This is a genomic window from Bacillus cereus group sp. N6 (genome assembly GCF_016483705.1).
In the GTDB taxonomy this organism is placed as follows: Bacteria; Bacillota; Bacilli; order Bacillales; family Bacillaceae_G; genus Bacillus_A; species Bacillus_A wiedmannii.
The window spans coordinates 1-20,115 of the sequence record NZ_JAEHBI010000013.1 but is presented as its reverse complement, the minus strand read 5'-3'; the positions used below and the strand labels follow the sequence as shown (position 1 = coordinate 20,115).

Sequence of the window (20,115 nt, the reverse complement as noted above, 5' to 3'; positions counted from 1 at the left end):
AAGTTAATCGACGATTAACTTAGTCGGCAATTAAAACGTAAAAACTTTTAAAAAGGGGAAATACAAATGAACAAAACACTTATCATAAACGCACATCCGAAAGTGGATGATACATCATCAGTCAGCATTAAGGTTCTTAACCACTTTTTAGTATCTTATAAAGAATTAATTCCTAATAATGAAACGATTGAACAGATTAATTTATACGATGATGTAGTACCAATGATAGATAAAACTGTTTTAAGCGCATGGGAAAAGCAAGGAAATGGACAGAAGTTAACTGATGAAGAACAAAAAGTAACAGAGCGTATGTCCGAAATTTTACAACAATTTAAAAGTGCAAATACGTATGTTATCGTATTACCTTTGCACAACTTTAATATTCCATCAAAGTTAAAAGATTACATGGACAATATCATGATTGCACGTGAAACATTTAAATATACTGAAACTGGATCAGTGGGATTACTTAAAGATGGAAGAAGAATGCTTGTTATACAAGCAAGTGGAGGAATCTATACAAATGATGATTGGTATACAGAAGTGGAATACTCTCATAAATATTTAAAAGCAATGTTTAATTTCCTAGGTATTGAAGATTATCAAATAGTTCGTGCACAAGGAACAGCAGTACTAGATCCAACTGAAGTATTACAAAATGCATATAAAGAAGTTGAAGAAGCAGCTTCCAGATTGGCTAACAAATAAATTTTTTCACTGGAAGAATGATGGTTATAATTAAAGATCCCCTCCACCACAAGGCAGAGGGGACTTTCCAATTCCTATTTCAAACTACCCGCAATCTCCGTAAAGATAACTCCAAGTGCATGTGCACCTGCATCTGGGTAGCCTAAACTTCTTTCACCAACTGTACCGGCGCGGCCCATGCGAGCTACGATTTCTTTCGTATACTCTGCTCCTTTAACCGCTGCTTCTGCTCCTTTTTCAAAGGCAGTTTTCATGTCTTCTTCGTTTGAAGCGCTAGCTAACCAAGAGTCTACACATGGAGCAAGTGCGTCAACAAGCGTTTTATCACCAACTACTGCTCCTCTACCGAACGATCTTTCACCGATAGATTGTATGCCTTGCAGTGCTGCTTGTAACATTTCAGCGAATTCTTTCACTGTTAGCTCACGCTTCTCGCCTGCTGCTTTACTAGCTGCGCGGAATGCTCCACCCCAAATTGGACCAGATGCGCCACCGCAATGTTCCATAATAATCATCGAACAACCGTCAAGGAACGATCCGATTGTTACGTTTTCTTGATCTACAATAGAATGCCACTCACGTTTTAATTGCTTAAATCCTTTTGCCACACTCATTCCGAAGTCGCCGTCACCTGCATGTGTGTCTAACTCACAGAACGGTACTTCATTTTTAATAATAATATCGCTCATTTTATCAACGAGATAAATCATGTTGTTTAATGTAATGACATTATTTTTAATAACAGCGTGCTCTTCCGCTGTTTCTATTTCAAAGGAAACTTCCTTCTCTTCTGCTCCTTCAAGCACATTCACATACTCTACACTTTCAACTGGACCATCTACTTTAAACGCTGGTGTATTACATTCTTTAGATAGTAATGTTTTTAGCTCATCATCTAGTTTCATTACTGTTAAAGACATACCAGCCATATCGATACTCGTCATATAGTTTCCGACAAATACTCTATTAATTTTAATGTTTCTAGCAGCTAATTCTCGCGTCACTGCGTTGTTAAATAAGTAAAGTTCTTGTAGTGGTGTTCCGCCAAAACCGTTAACTAGAAGTGCGATTTCTTCGCCGTCTTTTACTCCTAAATCTTTTATTAAATCACTTGTCATACGGTTAGCTAATTCATCAGCTGACATCGTTTTTTCACGCTTAATTCCTGGTTCACCGTGAATACCAACGCCGTATTCCATTTCATCTTCCGCAAGTGTGAAAGTAGGTGATCCGCTCGCTGGAACTGTACAAGAAGTTAACGCTAAACCGATTGTGCGCACGTTAGCCGCTGCTTTTTCTGCGACAGCTTTCACCGCTCCTAAATCCATACCCGCTTCCGCTGCTGCGCCGGCAATTTTATGAACGAGAATAACCCCCGCAACGCCGCGGCGTCCTACTGTGTACAGGCTATCTTCTACTGCAATATCATCGTCCACTTTTACGTAGTCGACTTCAATTCCATCTTCAGTCGCTAAATGCGCACCGTTTTTGAAATTCATAATATCGCCGCTGTAATTTTTAATAATTAATAACGTACCTTTTTTACTAGCTGTCTCTTTAATTGCTTGATACACCTGAATTTGTGAAGGCGAAGCAAACACATCTCCGCACACTGCCGCATCTAACATTCCTTTTCCGACTAATCCTGCATGCGCTGGCTCATGACCACTACCGCCGCCACTAATTAACGTTACTTTATTTTCGTTCATTTCTTTCTTCTTAATTACTTTATATTTTTTCAAAAGCTCAAGCTCTGGATGAGCCATAACCATTCCGTTGCACATTTCCATTACTAATGTTTCTGGTTTATTTATAATCTTTTTCATTGTGATTCTCCCTCAATTCCTTTAATATATTGTGATATATTTGAAATCTTCTTCTTACTACTCATGTTAAAATGAAAGCGTTTTATAGTAAACGGACAAAATGGACAATCTGTCTAAAGACACCGCTCTCATTTGTAGGTAGGATTTTCATATTACTAACATTCTAGGGATGATTCAGATGACCTCTTCTATAATTTCTAAAAAGATAATCGCGAATTCATTGAAGTATTTAATGGAAACAGAGTCGTTTCATAAAATATCAGTGAGCGATATTATGTTACACTGTCAAATGCGTAGGCAAACTTTTTATTATCATTTTAAAGATAAATTTGAACTATTAAGCTGGATTTATAGAGAAGAAACGAAAGAGAACATTATCGACTTTCTCGACTATGAAACGTGGGAAAACATTTTCGATTTATTATTTGATTACTTTTATGAAAATCAAAAATTTTACCGAAATGCTTTTAAAGTCATTGAGCAAAACTCGTTTAATCACTATTTATTTGAGCATACGAAAAACTTATATATGAAGATTATTGATGAATTATCTGTGAGCTGTGGATTCAGCCCTTCTGATGAGACAAAAAATACGATTGCCTCCTTTTATAGTCACGGCTTCGTTGGAACGATAAAAGATTGGATTGAAAGCAAATGCGAAGTAGATCCTTCCATTATGTCTTCTCTCATGAAAAATATGATAAACAATCAATTACTACTATTACTGGAACAATCAGCAAAGTAATTAAAGGGTGGCAAAAGCAATGAAAAAGATTATGAATGATGTAGAAAATGTTGTTCAAGATATGATGCATGGCTTTTATTTTGAACATAACGAAAAAGTAAATTACGATGAAACAAATAACATCATTTATGTAAAAGATATAGAAAAACTGACGCAAAACGTTGTTATCATAAGCGGCGGTGGTAGCGGACATGAACCTGCTGATATTGGTTATGTAGGAAAAGGCATGCTTACAGCGGCCGTAAACGGTAGTATTTTCACTCCGCCTACAGTGGAACAAATTATTGCAGCAACTCGCCTCATGCCAAAAAATAAAAGTATTTTATTCATCATCAAAAACTTTAAAGATGACGTAGCAAACTTTCTTGCGGCAGAACAAATCGCAAAAGAAGAAGGAAGACAAATTGACCATATCATCGTAAATGACGACGTTTCAATTGAAGATGATGCTTCGTTTAATAAAAGAAGACGTGGCGTCGCTGGTACTGTTTTCGTTCAAAAAATACTCGGTGCGGCCGCTCTTGCAGGTCACTCTTTAGATGAACTAACGACACTCGGCCATTCTATCACCGAAAACTTACACACATTAGGCGTCGCCCTTTCACCTGCAAACAATCCAGTGAAAGGAAAAGCTTCATTCACATTAAACGACGATGAAGTCTTTTATGGCGTTGGTATCCATGGTGAAAAAGGATACCGTAAAGAAGCACTATCCTCTTCTGAAATATTAGCGATCGAACTAATGAATAAATTAAAAAGCATTTACCGCTGGAGAAAAGGCGACAACTTCGCTATTCTCATTAACGGATTAGGCGCAACCCCACTAATGGAACAATACATTTTCGCAAATGATATTCGCCGTTTATGTGAGCTGGAAGGTTTACAAATTACATTCGTAAAAGTTGGTACGCTCCTAACTTCTTTAGATATGAAAGGTGTTTCGCTCAGTTTGCTTAAGGTGGAGGATTCGGATTGGGTGAAGTGGTTGAAAGAAAGTACTGAAACTGCTAGTTGGTAATATAAATAAAAATAGGATGGCTTCAATGGGCCATCCCATTTTTGTACGTAATTCAGCTATTAAAAAAATTCTGCCCTCAATATTACAGCAAATTTACATTAAAAATGTAAATCCTCATTTTCCTGATACTTTCCTTTATTAAGTCTTTTTCTTATGAATAATTCTGCAACAATTAAATTAGGTACCCACGCTAACCAAGCAATAATAGCGTAACTAAGTTCAAACCGCTCTATTCCAAATAGAACGATAAACAACGGTAGCCAAATTCTTAATGTAACTGCTCCAAAGGTTAAAGAATAATTTCTAATCATCCAATTCCGATGGTCTTTAATTTTTTTATTCTTAACTCTATGTAACGCTTGATATGCTGATGTTAGCCAAAATACGGATAACAAACCGAAACCTAGCTTCGCTACCAATCCTCCCGTAGCATAAAAGGATAGATATAGTCCAGAAACGCCTCCTAATAATATACCAACCATATAGATTCTCCCAACTATTCGATGACGGTTGATATTCCTTTCTCTAAATTTAGTCGATAATGTAAAAGGACCAATTACTAATGCTACTATACTAGTTGTAATATGTATAAATAACATCATATACCAGAATTCACTTAATTTAGATCCAAACATAAGCTTCGCTTTTACAAGTCCTGTTTGAAATCCATCCATAATAAAATATTGGACAACAACATAACCAGATACTAAAAGAGCAAAAAAAGTAAATACAAACCAAATTTTCCTGTTCAAATTTTAGTGCCTCCTTATTACATTAAGGAATTAGATTATACATTACTGTTCATTCTAGAGAAAAATAGAAAAGCCTTCTCCATACATAAAAACCCTCCCGTATATCGTTCTATACTTGAGGGTTTATTCATTTATTCCTTCTCATCTCTCATTTTCTTACATCAATAGTTAGCTCATCTGTAATCTGCTCAAGATGAAAAAATCTTTTTATATAATGGGTATCAGACCATTTCTCTTCTCCACCAATAATAAATAATTCTTGCGCATCATACATAAATGAAAAGCTTGGGTAAAAACTGTCAGCCTTTATTTCAATCTCATCATTACGATTACTGATAATCTTACAGTCTGCTGAATAGCTTAATAACGTATAGAGCGAATCTTGTGCTGATTGGAAGAAATACGAGAATCATTTTATAAACGAGATAGCACAAGAGCATAATCACCTCACTAAAGGATGACAGGTCTTCCAAATAAAGCTGGATGATAAATTAACATCGCACCTACAAATGAACACACTAAACAAAAAACGGCCTCGTATTTTATGACTAAAGAAGAGTTCGTATCAAGCTTTTTCCCCTCTCTTTTACATATCATTTTAAACATTTTAAATAAAACTCTATATATTACATACCCAATAATCGCCCCGAGGGTATTCGTAAATAAATCATCAATATCTGTAATTCTATTATTTAGTAATTGATTTAACTCAATTGCCAATGAAAAAAAGAATCCCGCACATACGGTGTTTTTCATTTTTCTAAACTGTGGCCAAATAGTCGGTAATAAAAAACCGAACGGCATAAACAGTACAATGTTCAAAAGATAGGTAGTACTACCTGCCGTATCAAATAGAGTCAAGTTAATTTGACTGACACGAATCCACTTTTCATATCTACTTATATCCCATACAGTCGCGATTTGAGTCAACTTATACACTAGCGAAAGGTAGAACAGAAAAACATATACCCATAAAAAATGCCGAATAGATATATTTCCTTTCACTTTAAAATAACATCCAATTTGAAACACAATACAAAAAATAATAGTAAAAAAATAAGTATACAAATAACTCATCAAAACTCCTGTATGCATGTAGAATCCCCTAACTTTACATTTTCATCTATAACTTTATCGTTTTTAATATCCTTCTTGATGTAACTCATTTATAGGATAGGAAAAACTTTTAAAATAAAAAGTGGGGTAAACATAAAATTTTTCTTAAATCTTCAGTTAGGTTTTATTATTACTCTTCTTAGGAATCCACCATTGATAGCTAGGCAACAACATGCTTAAACCTAACAATATTATCATTTTTGTCCGTAATCCTCGTAATACTTTAACCGATGAAGCATATATAAAATCATGTGAATCGTTTGTTCAGTTAACACATGAAATTAAGAAATATATGACGTACTATAATCACGCTTGCTATCAATAGAATTTAAAGAAGATGACTCCTGTTTGCATACAGAAATCATCTTTTTTAGGTTGCCTAACTTTTTTTAGAATGTCCTTTACAAAGGGTACAGATCAAGAACACCTTCTTCCCTTAAAATCACTAAAACCCATTTACAAATCTATAAAAGTAGATATAATATCCTTATGGAACCTTTATTAATTTATAAAGCATTGTCAAATGAAACAAGATGTCAAATTTTATCATGGTTGAAAAATCCAGAAAACCATTTCGATGAAAAACCTTATCTAGAACAAGACCTTAACTTTCAAGTTGGCGTATGTGTAGGAGATATCCAGCTTAAAACTGGCTTAGCCCAATCGGTTATTTCTAGTTATTTATTAACTATGAAAAAAGCAGGATTACTAGAGTCTGACCGAATTGGAAAATGGACCTACTATCGTCGAAATGAAAAAACAATACGAGAGTTTTCTGAATACGTCCAAAACGAATTATAAAATGAAAGCTAATAATTAATCAGCATACTAATTGATTATTAGCTTTCACACATTCTGCTTTTTTACAGGTATCCAATGACTTTTTTTATAAATTGCACTGCCTATAAAAGCAAGAAACATCGAAAGGAGAAATTTTTTAACATATCATATCTAGTTATTTAGATATCTGTTATTGTATTTAGAATTACATACTCCTGATAATATTGGCATCCAATCATGCTTATAATACTGCTTCTTTGTTAATGAATTTACTTTCAAAATACTGATACGAATGGAGAGTTTAATAAATGAAAAAAGTAAATCCTTTACTTATTCTGACACTCGCAATAGGTGTGTTCGGAATTATTACTACCGAGATGGGTATTGTCGGCGTATTACCACAAATCAATGAAAAATTCGGAATTTCAACTACACAAGCTGGATTTTTAGTAAGTATATTTGCACTAGTTGTTGCTATTTCTGGTCCATTTTTAATTCTGCTCGTCTCTAGTATTAATCGCAAAATAATTTTATTAACAGCAATTTTCATATTTGTTATTTCAAATTTAATCTACGCTTATACAACACAATTTGAAATCATGCTTATTTTTCGTATTTTACCGGCAGCGCTTCACCCACTCTTCTTTTCAATCGCTCTTGTAACAGCTGCTAAACTTGTCCCTCCAGAAAAGAGCGGTCAAGCAGTTACAAAAGTTTTCATGGGAATTACTGTTGGCTTTGCTTTAGGTGTACCACTAACCTCTTACCTTGCAGACCAATTTTCACTCGAAATGGCTTTCTTATTCGGAGCATTCGTTAACACTGTTGCATTCATTGGAATACTACTCCTACTTCCTTCTATGCCTGTTAAAGAAAAAATGTCTTTCGGCAAACAAATTCGTATACTCGGCAAACCAGGATTATGGTTAAATATTTTAACCGTCACATTCCTTTTTGCAGCCATGTTTTCCGTATACAGCTACTTCGCTGAGTACCTTGCAAAAGTAACTTCCATGAATGGATCTCTCATCAGTATCATGCTATTCATATTTGGTATAGTTATGATTTTAGGTAATCATTTATTTGGTGGTCTCCTGCAAAAAAGCATAATAAACACTGTAATATCATTCCCTATTCTATATTCTATTGTTTATATATTGGTTTATTATTTAGGTTCCTACCTTGTTCCCATGATTTTTATAGTATTCATTTGGGGAATCGTACATGCTGGTGGATTAATTGTTGGTCAAACATGGTTAATAAGTGAAGCTAAAGAAGCACCTGAATTTGGTAACAGTCTATTCGTTTCGTTCTCAAATCTCGGAATTACTTTAGGAACCACTATTGGAGGCTGGTTCATTTCAAACTTAGGTATTCATCAGCTTATTTGGAGCGGATTTATATTCACACTACTCTCATTTCTATTAATTATAATAAAACTAAAATTTTTCAATTCTAATAGCCAGGCTTCATTATCAAGCTAGTACATTTTCAGTTCCAAATTCGATAAAAAACATTATAAATTCTTCTTATACGATTTTATTAACTAAAAAGTATAATGCTCAAAGCCTTTAGCCATAATTACGACTAAAGGCTTTTTTGTATATAAAAATAATTCTAAAAGGAGCTAATTTTATGGAACATAATCAAAATGGAGTACTTGCTTTAATTGTTTTTTTTTTAGGATTAGTGTTTTTTGTTAGTGGAATGGTTTATCATTTATGGGGTTCTTTTTAATGGTATGATTGTAATCACTCATAAAGTGAAACTTTAATCAGTGGGGGTTTTCTTCATCCCCCACTGATTATCAGCCCTCACCAATCGGACTTTTATGGGCAGCCCGACCCCCACCTAAATTCTTTGCTTTCGCTAAATTTTGAGGTGGGGGTCTTACTGCCCATTAAAGCGGGATAAAAACCCTCAAGTATATCGTTCCTTTATTAATTTCAACGTTTAGACAGATACATAATTCCAAAACTAAAACGTTTATTGCAATTATCGATATGGAACATTTCCAAAAACAACTTAACATGGTAAAATAATATTCGGACGGGAGTCCAATATTATTAAAATTAAGATGGTTCAAGTCGGAGGAAGGCACCTTAGGGTGTCTTTTCTTTATTTTCAAAAGGACCTGCTCAATTATTGTGTAAAAAACATAAAGTAAGTTGAATCCATTAAAATACATGAGTGACCCCTTGTTTTCCCCTCTTATTAAAGGAGGAACTATTATGGGATTTGGTGGTAGTTGTAGTAGTGGTTGTGGCAGCGGCTTTGCTTTACTAGTTGTATTGTTTATTTTATTAATCATTGTTGGAGCTTCTTGCTTCTGCTAAAAAACTATCGGAAACGACACTCTTATATGGGTGTCGTTTCTTTGTAATAAAAAGCTATCTATAAAGGAAAGTTTTCACATCCAAATTAGTGATTTACACAGCACTTTATTTCTTCGCATCCCTCATACTGTAATACCCCAAATTAATAATAACCAAGAAATACCCACCCATAATTCCAGCAGCAAATGTCCACATGTACTCACGGTGTTCAATTTCATACATAATAATCGCGCCGAGTATTGCGGCTGCGAACCGATTTATCATGCCAAGCATCGGTGCTTTTTCTTTTTTTACAATGCTATTTCCGAACTTTTCAATACGCCTTCCTAAAATCCAGGCGCAGTACATACTAACTAAAAGGCCGATGCTTATCCCTACAAACTGTGCTGAAAAAGGTGTCACCAACCATCCCAATAACATCACGCCTAGTAAACAATATATTTGTATGTTGAATGATCTTAATGCCATACGAATCATGTTATGCTCCTTATCTTTCCTATTAATCCCATCTTTCGGACTTCAAGCTTTCCGATATATCTTTTGTAAAATGGGGGAATTTGATTTTGCTCACCATTAAATAAGCGAGTAAGCATGTGCCCAACGCTACGGAAACTGGGTTATTTAGGAGGCATAAAATGAGGAGACACATTGCCGCAAATGGAATGGGCATTCCGATGAATGTTGGGAGTTTGCTTTGTTGCGTGTTAAATCTAGCAAGCCGCAGCATTCCGCAAAGACTATAAGCGAGCGCACATATCATCCCAATAGACTGCAAGTCTTTTAAAGCGACACTATATGCAAGAATAGATGGTGCCACACCGAAGGTCACTAAATCCGCAAATGAGTCTAACTCTCCGCCTATTTCCGAAACAGCATCTAGTTTCCGAGCGACCATACCATCAAACAGATCAAATACCATACCTGTAATAATGAACATAACTGCACCATGCATATCGTGAACGAAAACAGCGTGAATAGCCAAAAGCCCACACACAAAATTTGCTATCGTAATCATATTTGGTATGTAACTCATCACACGCTTCTCCTCCTTTCTGCTAATTGCCTCATCTTGCTTCCTACTCATTAGATTCAAGATCCTTCTGTTTTTCTTCCAATATCACTTTATTTATTTTCGTTAACGTATCAGTCATTTGCTGCAAAGCTTCAATATCAATTTTCGAGAAATATTTCTCGATCAATACATCATCTAACTCAGACAATCGTTCGATATATTTACTACCGTTTGGGCCGAGCGTAAGGAAATACTCCCGTTTATTGTTCGGATTAACTTGCTTCGATATCATCTTCTGCTTTTCCAATTTCGATAAAACTTGGCTCACAGCACTTTTCGTTATATTAAAAGTAGTCGCAATGTTATTTGCTGTCGTGTTTTCATTTAAATTAATATGAAATAGCATGCTCTCTTGCTGCCCAGTAAGACCGAACTCATCCTTTAAATCTTGAAATAGTAAAATGTAGAGTTCCGTGTAGGCTCGGTTCATTTCATTAATTACTTCTTTATATGATTTAGTCATAGCGTTCTTCCTCCATGCTGTTATTTCGTTTTCAATAGTTTAGTTCACTTAACTAAACTATATTATACCTTTATGTTCGTGTAAAGGGAAATATCGCTCCGTACTTTATTCGCAATGAAAAAAGAAGACATCAATCAAGATGTCTCCTTTTCATACTTAAGACTCCAAACTCTTACCATTCGTCTTAATTACTTCCTTATACCAATCGAAGCTTTTCTTCTTCGATCTTTTTAATGAACCTTTTCCTTCATTATCTTTATCAACGTATATATATCCGTAACGTTTTTTCATTTCTCCAGTAGAAGCACTTACAAGGTCAATTGGGCCCCAGCTTGTATATCCGATAATGTCTACTCCATCTTGGATTGCTTCCGACATTTCAATCATATGTTTTTGTAAGTAATCAATACGGTATTCATCATTCACTTCTTCTTCACCATTTAATTGATCGATTGCACCAAGACCATTTTCAACAACAAATAACGGTTTTTGGTAACGATCGTACAGTTGGTTCGCTGTAATACGGAAGCCTTTCGGGTCAATCGTCCATCCCCACTCTGATTTTTCAAGGTATGGATTTTCAACAGAACCGAATACATTTCCGCTCGTTATGCTTTTTAACACTTCTGGATCGGTACTTGTTGCTCGGCTTGAATAGTAGCTAAAGCCAATATAATCAACTGTATACTCTTTTAAAATTTCCTCGTCTTCTTTTTCCATTTCAATTGCTACATTGTTATCTTTAAAGAAGCGTTTTGCGTATCCAGGATATGCTCCTCTTGCTTGTACATCAATGAAGAAGAATGATTCACGGTCTTGTTCCATTGCACGAAGTACATCATCTGGATTACATGTGTACGGATACGTCGCACCAGCAGCAAGCATACAACCGATTTTTGCATCTGGAATGATTTCATGACACGCTTTTACAGCTAACGCACTTGCGACAAGTTGGTGATGCGCCGCTTGATATTGAATTTGTTTTTTATTATCACCTTCTTTAAATGCTAGACCTGCTCCCATGAAAGGTAAATGTAAAAGCATATTAATTTCATTAAACGTCATCCAATATTTCACTTTATCTTTATATCTATTAAAGATCGTTTTTGCGTACGTCTCGAAGAAGTTTACAAGCTTTCTACTTCTCCAGCTTCCATACTTTTCTACTAAATGAACAGGTACATCGAAGTGAGCCATCGTAACAACTGGTTCAATACCGTGCTTTAACAGTTCATCAAACAAATTATCATAAAACTGTAATCCTGCTTCATTTGGCTTTTCATCTTCACCACTTGGGAAAATACGCGTCCACGCAATAGATACACGTAACGCTTTAAATCCCATTTCTGCAAAAAGAGCGATATCTTCTTTATAACGATGGTAAAAATCAATCGCTTCGTGTGACGGGTAAAACTCTCCTTCTACCGGCGTAAAAGAATGAATATTTCCTTTCATAATATCCCAACGATTTTCACCAGTTGGTAATAGATCAACCGTCGTTAATCCTTTTCCGTCCTCTACATATGCGCCTTCAACTTGATTGGCTGCAGTTGCTCCACCCCATAAAAATCCTTTTGGAAAATTAACTTTAGACATATAGAAAAACTCCTTTATATAAGAATGAACGAGGAAAGCTATTGTAAGTTTTAAAGAATACCTTTCTTCGTTTGAACCTGTATGAAATGTAACTACTATTTAACTCCTAACTTTAGTAAGGAATCTCCTGCTTGAATCTTTTCTATTTCCGTTTTTGTGATGCTATATCTATCATAATTTGTAACAACAACTGGTGTTGTCACAATATAACCCGCCTTTTGAATTTCAGCTATATTAAACTCAATAAGTAATTGCCCTTTTTCTACTCTCACTCCTTGTTCAATACGAGAAGAGAAAAATTCGCCATTTAATTTCACAGTATCCATCCCAATATGGATTAAAATTTCAGCACCTGAATCCGCCGTAATTCCTACCGCATGATTCGTCGGGAACAGCGCAGAAACCGTACCTGAAACTGGTGAAAACAACTTTCCTTCTGAAGGCTCAATCGCAACTCCTTCACCTAACGCTCCTGATGCAAATGCAGCATCGTCAATATTTTGAAGCGGCATAACAGCGCCATGGAAAGGACTAAAGATTATTTCATCATCGTTTGATGCAGCAATTTTATCAATTGTTTCAGCTGTTTCTGTAGATGTTTGCTTTTTCGTAAAACCAAATAAGTAAGTCAAAATAAAACCTACTATTAAAGAAACAACCATTGAAACAATTGCTCCCCAAAATCCAGCTGTAATCCCATCTTTCGGACTAATAAATGTAGGAAGCGTAAATATACCAAGTCCGCCTGTCATATAACTTTGTGTACCAAATACGCCAAGTATTGCGCCGCCAATTCCTCCAGCAATACAGCTCATAATAAACGGCTTTTTAAGAGGAAGTGTAATACCATAAATCGCTGGTTCTGTAACGCCGAAAATCCCTGAAATAAAAGCTGGAATACTAAGTGTTTTTAATTTTTTATCTTTCGTTTTCATCCAAACGCCAAGCACAGCACCAATTTGAGCAAATGAAGCAGCAAATATAAGTGCTAATATTGGATCAACACCGTTTACTGCTAAATTGTTATAGCCAATCGGAACAACGCCCCAATGAAGGCCAAATATGACAAGTACTTGCCAGAAAGCACCGAGTAAAGCACCTGCTACTAATGGGCTTGCATGATACACCCAAAGCGTCGCCTGTCCTAAAAACTGCCCTGCCCACGTCGCAATTGGACCAATAACGAGAAATGTAACTGGTACAACGATTAATAATGTGAAGAATGGTAATAAAAATGTTTTCACAACATCTGGAATAACTTTCTTTAAAGAATGTTCTACTTTCGCTCCAAAATAAGCAGCGAGAATAATTGGAATAACAGATGATGCATAGTTCATTAAAATAACTGGTATTCCTAAAAACGTAATATGAATTGGTGATTCAAACATCGTTCCTGCAAATAGCGTATATAATGGCTCACTTGCTTTTAAACCGGATAAAGCCGGATAGACTAACGCTCCCCCAATTGCCATACCGATGAATGGTGATCCCCCGAATTTCTTACTTGCTGTATATCCTAAGAAGATCGGGAAGAAATAAAATAACGAATCGCCAACTGCATTTAATATTTGATACGTTCCTGACTGTGTACTTAACCAGCCTAACGCTACAAATAATGCGTTAAATCCTTTAATCATCCCAGTTGCAGCTAACACTCCTAAAATAGGAGTAAAAATGCTAGAAAGAATATCTATAAGACTACTCTTTTTCTTATCACTCGCATTTTCTTCCTCATTTTCTTGAAACCCTCCAGCAGCAATAACCGCTTTGTATACGTCGGATACATGGTTACCAATTACAACTTGATATTGTCCGCCGCTTTTCATAACAGTCACAATATCTTCCATACTTTTCAGTACTTCTGTATTTGCTTTCCCCTCATCCTTTAACTGAAATCGTAAACGAGTGATACAATGTACAACGCTATGTATATTTTCTCTCCCGCCAACATGTTTCAGTATGTCTTTTGCTAATTTTTCATACTTCATAGTAACTTTCCCTCCCTACAATCATCCCATTTATTATTTTTTATAAAAGAAAAAACCTAAACTAACCGTAACGGCGTGATACATACGAATCACTCCATTACAAGTCAATTTAGGTTTTGCCTGCCAAACAGTAACAATCCCGTTTATTCAATTACATAATTCATTACGTTTCGTTACACGATGAATGTGCAACGTTACATACACTTTTTCATCTTTTGAAAGATGACTATTATGTGCTTTTCGTAAGTATGCTTCAATTTTTTCTGTACAACAATATGCCTCTTCATACTTACTTTTCACTTGCTCGTATAAAAAATCATCATCGGCCGAGTTCAATTCCTTCTGCATTAAACGCTGCGCAAAATACCGTAAATGCGTTACAAACCGACTATAATTAAATGAACTTTCATCTAAGTTCATCTTATAGTGGTACTTTACAACATTTAAAATATCTTGGACGATTTTCGTCATCGCTACCGTTTGTTGCATCGCCGGCTCTCCTTGCTGCGCATTAACGAAATGTAGTGCAATTGACCCTGCTTCATCTTCAGAGAGTGTAAACCCAGTCTCTTCTTCAATTATGTTCAAAGCTTGTAGACCAATTTCAAACTCTTTCTGATAGAACCTCTTAATCTCCCAAAGCAAAGTATTTTTGAGATCCATTCCTTCTTTATGCCGAGTTAAGGCGAAACTTAAGTGATCCGTTAATGTAAGATAAATATAATCACTTAAAGTCCCCGGCAAAACTGTCTTAGCAAACTGAATAATTCTCTCGCTAATCTCTAAATTTTCTACAGGAATTTCAGTTAGCAACCTAGCAAGTTTCTCTGATAATTCTTTTGTTTCTAGCACAAAGGTCTTTTCTATCTTAGATTCATCAATCGTATCGCCTATTTTTTTCTGAAATCCCAAACCTCTGCCCATCAGTACAACTTCTGTCTCAGTATCCTTCATCGTACAAACAACATTGTTATTTAAGATTTTATGGATTCTCATATTGTTCCGCCTTCTTCTTCTTTAAGTCACAAAAGGTAATAAAAAAACCTAAACTGATTCCAAAAGCCACACTACACCCGTAGCCTCTAGATCAATTTAGGTTTTGCCTGCCGAACAGTAACAATCCTTTTACTTATTAACTTACCTTTATTATACACAAAGAGTAAGCGGTTGCAATAATAAATTATTGAATATTTTTTTACAAAGAAAAATACTAACAATCGATCAGCTGTTGCTTACATTCATTACAAGACTAGTTATATACATCATTATATTTTACAATTACCGTAGATAACACATACCTTCCACTACATGTACAATTTTGAATAATCAAGCACAATTTTTAATAAAATTCCATATAGACCCATTAATGGTTAAAATGTTATAATAAAACTACCCTACATAGTTACTCATATTCAAACTGAGGAACTAGCGTCTTATTAAGCAATGCGCATAACTCAAATAAAAAAGACACTTTACAGTGTCTTTTTTATTTATTTTCATAAGAATTATCTCTTTTATAAACAAAATCTACTCAACAACAAAGGAGAATATCGAATGGAGAATACTGTATCGAGAGAACTACGTAACATACGTATATGCCTTATCATCTTGATCATTGTCATTGCGTTTTGGGATCGTGAGAAAACTGTGGAAATCACTGACCACGGTAGCGATCCTATCGTAAACACGAGCAATATGACCCCAGTTGGCGATAATACATTTGCCTATAAAGACGAATCTAATCAAATTAAAATATTTAAATTTAACCCAGATACAAATGAAATAAAACTAATAAAAGAATTTTATGCTAACGAATATTAATTACATAAAGGCATCTTAAGGTGTCTTTTTTTATTTTCAAAAGGACCTGCTCACGTTTATGCATCAAAACATAAAGTAAATAGAATCCGTTAAAAAACACGAGTGACCCTTTGTTTTCCCCTCTTATTAAAGGAGGAACTATTATGGGATTTGGTGGTAGTTGCGGCGGAAGCTGCGGTTTTTCTGGAGGATTTGCTTTACTAGTTGTATTGTTTATTTTATTGATCATTGTTGGAGCTTCTTGCTTCTGCTAAAAAACTATCGGAAAAGACACTCTTATATGGGTGTCTTTTCTTTGTAAACTAAAATGTATGTGAAATGAAAACATAGTAAAAACGGGATACTTACTCAAATTGTTTTTCACCTTATAAATTATATCCAAAAAGTTGGATAGCTCCTTTTACTACTCATATTATTAATAAATAAAGCAATAACTACAATAACAAGGGAACCAACTAAAGCCGGTGTTACTAAATAACTCCAACTGTATGCTCCTAAAATAACGACAATGGGATCAGCCCCTGCCGGAGGATGCGTTGTTCTTGTTAACATCATAATAGCAATCGACATACCAACTGCTAAAGCAATTGTCCAATATTCATTCCCAAACAAATGATATATTGATAGACCAATGAAAGTTGAAATCAAATGTCCTCCGATAATATTACGCGGCTGAGATAGCGGTGCATTCCAAACTCCAAACGCTAATACACAACTCGCTCCAAATGGAGCCATTAGTAATTCTGTAGAAGTTATACTCGTTAAATATGTTAAGGTGAGAATCGTTAAAAATCCCCCCAATAATCCCGTTAAAGAGTCCTTTATATTTACTTGTAATGGACTTCTTCCTTTCCCTTTCATTTTTGCAAAATATCGTACACTTATTGGTTGATCCTCTTTCTGCTTAGCTGCTGTTATATTACTCATCATTCTCCTCCTTTATTTACCAATAATTATATTAAGAACAAACTAACCAGTCAATATTAATTTTAGAGGTTAGTTTAAAAATACAGAAAAAAAGAATCAACTGTTATAAGTTGATTCCCTAAACTTCTTCAGACTTTCGAACCTGAAATTTTGCTACCTTTTTTCGGTTCCCACATATTTTCATAGAACACCATTTTCGCTTTCCACTTTTATCTATAAATAATAAAACACAGTCAGGGTTTGAACACCTTTTAAGAGAAATAAGCTCATTTGATGCTATTAACGTTAAAGCATCAAATGCAATTAACGATACAAGTACATCCTCAATTTTTCCAACTGGAATAGGTACTAAACTCTGTTCAATAACTTTATATGTAAATGGTGCCTTCTCAATTTGTTTTTCTAAATACGTAATAAAATCATCAGAAATTTCGTGCTGATCGGCAATTGCCTCAAACTGTTTTCTCAGTAATTCTCTTAGCTCTAGTATGCTAGATGTAACTTGATTCATTCGCTCTTGAATTCCTATAAGTGGTTTTTCGTCCGAAAAAGGAAGATTAACCTTTATTACATGTAGCCATTCTAATACATCTTCATCTGTTATTAATAAATCATAACGTTGTCCACGCCTAACTAACTCTGTATTCACTAAATCTAATGAGAGATTTCCAGATATAAGCGGGAATTGTTTTCTTTCCTGCATGTACTCATCACCTACTCTTTAAACAATCATATTCCAAATTAATACAGAAGTGCAACTTTTTTATAAACTACAAAGTATGAAGACCAAAGCCTTTAGCCATAATTATGACTAAAGGCTTTTTGTATATAACTTAAAAAGGAGCTGACTGTATGGAACATAATAAAAACGGGATGCTTGCTTTAATCGTTCTGTTTGTAGGACTAGCTTTTTTTGTTTTCGGTATGGTTTATCATTTATGGGGAACGGTTTAAAACGAAAATGAATCGCATCGTTAGAAACGTTCTCAAACAACTCTATCCCCACCTACAATTTGTGAATAATCCTTGAGATAATCTCCTTACATACTACATGTTGTAAAATGATAATAAAGTTATTAAATTTTAAAAGCTCAAACAAGCATAACCCCGTTCTAAATTTAGGACGAGGTTATGCTTGTTTAATTTTTAAAGTAAAATATTTACTACACTAAAAAAATATAATAATAAAGTCATTTAAAAATCTAAGTTTTATCCAACAATAGCTGCCGTTTGTTGAAAAGAAAAAATATTGCTTTTTGAAAAAATTTATAACATATATTTCTTTCTCTTTGTTCAATTTAACCTTATTTTTCTAACAATAAGGCTATAGTTTGACTTCCTCCGTTGCCAGTTTCACCAGAAACATCATCGTAAATTTCTTTTACAGTAAACCCTACAGCAGTTACCTCTTTGATGAATAATTCTTTTGTGAAGAATTGATACCAAATGTTGTAAGTTTCTATTTTATCATCGGTTACCACTGTTGTTTGTTCTAATGTTACTCTATCAGGAAATTTGAGATTTCTACCGATAGCTAAATAGCAATCCTTTGACCAGAAACCACCATTTTCATTCATACTCCAATATTGTTCTTCCTTGAACTGATCAAATTTATTTTGAGAGAAAACATCCAATAACAACTTTCCACCATCCTTCAGACTGTTCCAAATGTTGAAAAGTAATTTACTACGATTTTCAGGCGCAAGAGCACCATAATCACAATATATCAATAGGGCCAAGTCATACATATTTGAATCATTTAATTCCAAATAATTTTCATAACGATATTCAATATCATAATCTAACTTTTTTGCTTGTTCTTTAGCATAACGAATTGAGTTTTCAGAGAAGTCTATCCCTGTTACTGTATAACCTTTTCTAGCTAATCGCTCACTATACAGACCTGGGCCACAACCTAAGTCTAGTACTTTTTGACAATATTTTTTGGGAGCTATTTGTTGGATAAATTCAATAGATTTATCAATAAACTGAAAACTCCTACTAGCTCCTTCAGTATCAGAGCTTAAATGAACCTCTAATAATTTTTTAGCAATATAAGGATCTTGCCAAAAAACATTATCAGTTTGTTCAAATCGTGAAGGTACCTGCAATTGATTTAATAAATTATTCATAAAAACTTCCTCCTAAAAATTTTTAAACACAAAAAAACCGCAGAGCTTTACTCTGCGGTTAAAAAAGAGAACAAGTCCGTAGAGTAAAAAAATCAAATGGGCATACCGAATAAACACATAAAAATGCGTATTTCAGTTTGCTTCAAATTGATTTATTTACTCTTTTCCAGTCATAACAAAGTTCCCGAAAACCAAACTTCTGCTATGCCGAACTTCTTCACCTATCCTTTTAGTGTTTGTATAAATATAACAGACCATAAACTACGAGGTCAACTACTAGTTTAACCCATTATTCAAGGATATGGCCCGATTGTTGAGTAGAATGAATTGCATTTTCAAACAACTTTTTACATGTAAATTTTTTTATGAATAGATACCTATTAAATAAAGAATGAGAAATGTATATTGAATTCTATAAAAATAGTGTTGTGCTACTCAAATTGGTCTTGTCTCAAAAACAGATGCTACCAGTTCATCGTCTATACTAAATTATCATTTGTAATGGAGAAGCAAAATAAAACTGAGCATGTGAATTGAATTTCTCTGTGATGTTCAGTTTAAAAAATATGTTAGACTGAACAACGGTAGTTTCATTAGATTTTCCTCTTGTTACATTCTTAATGTAACAAGATAAAGATGTATATTAGTGAATAATTTTGATCTTGTAACAAAATTTAATCTCAGTCGGAAGTTCAACTGCTAATTTTGCTGGTTACAAAGCAGACGATTGATAGACGAAACTAGCTTGATTGAATCCTTATTTGTAACTACTCAGCTTCCTCACGGAAGCTTTTTTAATTTTACTAGTTTCATATGCCTCTCATTTGTAAATACT

20 protein-coding genes and 2 pseudogenes are annotated in these 20,115 nt (G+C 34.6%); 9 read left to right on the top strand and 13 right to left on the bottom strand.

The annotated features are described in order from the left end of the window. Positions 1-66: 66 nt before the first annotated feature. Positions 67-708 carry an FMN-dependent NADH-azoreductase gene (locus tag JDS99_RS12010; protein WP_060489122.1) on the top strand — a complete coding sequence of 214 codons (642 nt, stop codon included), beginning with the start codon at positions 67-69 and terminating at the stop codon, positions 706-708. A 74-nt stretch (positions 709-782) separates the two neighbouring features. On the opposite strand, the gene dhaK is transcribed toward JDS99_RS12010, so the two are convergent. Further along, positions 783-2,534 carry a dihydroxyacetone kinase subunit DhaK gene (dhaK, locus tag JDS99_RS12005; RefSeq protein WP_088062247.1) on the bottom strand — a complete coding sequence of 584 codons (1,752 nt, stop codon included), beginning with the start codon at positions 2,532-2,534 and terminating at the stop codon, positions 783-785. A 178-nt stretch (positions 2,535-2,712) separates the two neighbouring features. Here dhaK and dhaS point away from each other — a divergent pair, with 178 nt between their 5' ends. Together dhaS and dhaQ are read left to right on the top strand one after the other, a co-directional pair. After that, positions 2,713-3,279, top strand: coding sequence for a dihydroxyacetone kinase transcriptional activator DhaS (gene dhaS / locus JDS99_RS12000; RefSeq protein ID WP_199695128.1), 567 nt, complete (start codon positions 2,713-2,715; stop codon positions 3,277-3,279). 19 nt (positions 3,280-3,298) lie between these two features. Further along, entirely contained in the window at positions 3,299-4,297 is a 999-nt protein-coding gene (gene dhaQ / locus JDS99_RS11995) for a DhaKLM operon coactivator DhaQ (protein WP_199695127.1), read from the top strand. A gap of 98 nt (positions 4,298-4,395) precedes the next feature. On the opposite strand, the gene JDS99_RS11990 is transcribed toward dhaQ, so the two are convergent. The 3 genes and pseudogenes from JDS99_RS11990 to JDS99_RS11980 form a co-directional block, all read right to left on the bottom strand. After that, a complete protein-coding gene (locus JDS99_RS11990) occupies positions 4,396-5,049 on the bottom strand; it encodes a DUF2306 domain-containing protein (protein WP_106383124.1) in 654 nt (217 codons plus the stop codon). A 148-nt stretch (positions 5,050-5,197) separates the two neighbouring features. After that, a pseudogene (locus JDS99_RS11985) lies at positions 5,198-5,452 on the bottom strand (hypothetical protein); the annotation flags it as partial. A 47-nt stretch (positions 5,453-5,499) separates the two neighbouring features. Beyond that, positions 5,500-6,144, bottom strand: coding sequence for a VanZ family protein (locus JDS99_RS11980; protein ID WP_199695126.1), 645 nt, complete (start codon positions 6,142-6,144; stop codon positions 5,500-5,502). Between the two features lie 244 nt (positions 6,145-6,388). Here JDS99_RS11980 and JDS99_RS31995 point away from each other — a divergent pair. The 4 genes and pseudogenes from JDS99_RS31995 to JDS99_RS11965 all read left to right on the top strand — a co-directional run. Then, positions 6,389-6,490: pseudogene (locus JDS99_RS31995) on the top strand (TetR family transcriptional regulator); the annotation flags it as partial. A gap of 164 nt (positions 6,491-6,654) precedes the next feature. After that, complete coding sequence (locus JDS99_RS11975) at positions 6,655-6,966, top strand: ArsR/SmtB family transcription factor (protein ID WP_000433539.1); 312 nt, start codon at positions 6,655-6,657, stop codon at positions 6,964-6,966. Positions 6,967-7,253: 287 nt separating this feature from the next. Then, positions 7,254-8,429 (top strand): MFS transporter, encoded by a 1,176-nt coding sequence (locus JDS99_RS11970; RefSeq protein ID WP_199695125.1) that lies wholly within the window; start codon positions 7,254-7,256, stop codon positions 8,427-8,429. A 747-nt stretch (positions 8,430-9,176) separates the two neighbouring features. Continuing rightward, positions 9,177-9,281 (top strand): YjcZ family sporulation protein, encoded by a 105-nt coding sequence (locus tag JDS99_RS11965; protein WP_080492803.1) that lies wholly within the window; start codon positions 9,177-9,179, stop codon positions 9,279-9,281. A gap of 105 nt (positions 9,282-9,386) precedes the next feature. On the opposite strand, the gene JDS99_RS11960 is transcribed toward JDS99_RS11965, so the two are convergent. The 6 genes from JDS99_RS11960 to licT all read right to left on the bottom strand — a co-directional run bounded on the left by JDS99_RS11960 (position 9,387) and on the right by licT (position 15,396). Next, positions 9,387-9,758: an ATP synthase subunit I gene (locus JDS99_RS11960; RefSeq protein ID WP_199695124.1), complete on the bottom strand. Its 372-nt coding sequence runs from the start codon at positions 9,756-9,758 to the stop codon at positions 9,387-9,389. Between the two features lie 22 nt (positions 9,759-9,780). Continuing rightward, on the bottom strand, positions 9,781-10,365 hold the full coding sequence (gene pssA / locus JDS99_RS11955) for a CDP-diacylglycerol--serine O-phosphatidyltransferase (protein WP_199695123.1): 585 nt from the start codon (positions 10,363-10,365) through the stop codon (positions 9,781-9,783). Beyond that, entirely contained in the window at positions 10,358-10,816 is a 459-nt protein-coding gene (locus tag JDS99_RS11950; RefSeq protein WP_048561590.1) for a MarR family winged helix-turn-helix transcriptional regulator, read from the bottom strand. The genes pssA and JDS99_RS11950 overlap by 8 nt, the downstream gene beginning before the upstream one ends. A 156-nt stretch (positions 10,817-10,972) precedes the next feature. After that, positions 10,973-12,412 carry a 6-phospho-beta-glucosidase gene (locus JDS99_RS11945; protein ID WP_098857816.1) on the bottom strand — a complete coding sequence of 480 codons (1,440 nt, stop codon included), beginning with the start codon at positions 12,410-12,412 and terminating at the stop codon, positions 10,973-10,975. 95 nt (positions 12,413-12,507) lie between these two features. Then, the gene (locus JDS99_RS11940; RefSeq protein WP_199695122.1) at positions 12,508-14,400 is read right to left on the bottom strand and encodes a beta-glucoside-specific PTS transporter subunit IIABC; all 1,893 of its coding nucleotides are present in this window, start codon (positions 14,398-14,400) and stop codon (positions 12,508-12,510) included. Positions 14,401-14,547: 147 nt separating this feature from the next. Beyond that, a complete protein-coding gene (gene licT / locus JDS99_RS11935; protein WP_106383120.1) occupies positions 14,548-15,396 on the bottom strand; it encodes a BglG family transcription antiterminator LicT in 849 nt (282 codons plus the stop codon). 558 nt (positions 15,397-15,954) lie between these two features. Between licT and JDS99_RS11930 the strand changes: the two genes are divergently transcribed. Both JDS99_RS11930 and JDS99_RS11925 read left to right on the top strand, forming a co-directional pair. Continuing rightward, positions 15,955-16,221, top strand: coding sequence for a YmzC family protein (locus JDS99_RS11930; protein WP_076535848.1), 267 nt, complete (start codon positions 15,955-15,957; stop codon positions 16,219-16,221). 143 nt (positions 16,222-16,364) lie between these two features. Next, on the top strand, positions 16,365-16,475 hold the full coding sequence (locus tag JDS99_RS11925; RefSeq protein WP_000505686.1) for a YjcZ family sporulation protein: 111 nt from the start codon (positions 16,365-16,367) through the stop codon (positions 16,473-16,475). 118 nt (positions 16,476-16,593) lie between these two features. Here JDS99_RS11925 and JDS99_RS11920 read toward each other — a convergent pair whose 3' ends face one another. The 3 genes from JDS99_RS11920 to JDS99_RS11910 all read right to left on the bottom strand — a co-directional run bounded on the left by JDS99_RS11920 (position 16,594) and on the right by JDS99_RS11910 (position 19,280). After that, positions 16,594-17,148: an HPP family protein gene (locus JDS99_RS11920; RefSeq protein WP_199695121.1), complete on the bottom strand. Its 555-nt coding sequence runs from the start codon at positions 17,146-17,148 to the stop codon at positions 16,594-16,596. Positions 17,149-17,266: 118 nt separating this feature from the next. Beyond that, a complete protein-coding gene (locus JDS99_RS11915; RefSeq protein ID WP_087985704.1) occupies positions 17,267-17,851 on the bottom strand; it encodes a CGNR zinc finger domain-containing protein in 585 nt (194 codons plus the stop codon). Positions 17,852-18,452: 601 nt separating this feature from the next. After that, positions 18,453-19,280 (bottom strand): class I SAM-dependent methyltransferase, encoded by an 828-nt coding sequence (locus tag JDS99_RS11910; protein WP_199695120.1) that lies wholly within the window; start codon positions 19,278-19,280, stop codon positions 18,453-18,455. Positions 19,281-20,115: the final 835 nt, after the last annotated feature.